At 32.8% G+C, this 268-nt stretch carries 1 protein-coding gene; it reads left to right on the forward strand.

The features are described 5' to 3' along the window. Positions 1 to 195: HAD-IA family hydrolase (locus SCA31_RS23650; protein ID WP_410699450.1), on the forward strand; the 195-nt coding region annotated here is incomplete at its 5' end. Between the last annotated feature and the right edge of the window lie 73 nt (positions 196 to 268).

Genomic DNA, 268 nt, shown 5'->3' on the forward strand with positions numbered 1-268 from the left:
TTAAAAACACTCGAAAAACTAAAAGTTGATGCTAAATACACCGTTGCAGTAGAAGACTCAATGGGAGGAATAAAAGCTGCCAAGGATGCAGGAATGAAGGTGATTGGGATTACAACTACCCATTCACTGGAAGAATTGATGGATAACGGCTGTGCTGAGGTGATTAATGATTATACTAATATTGAGATTGTTTAGAAGATATTTTTAATTAAGTAACTTTTAAATCATAATAATTTTACAAAGACTCCAGATTTTGGAGTCTTTTGTT

The organism is Chryseobacterium sp. SIMBA_028, from assembly GCF_046535285.1.
GTDB lineage: Bacteria > Bacteroidota > Bacteroidia > Flavobacteriales > Weeksellaceae > Chryseobacterium.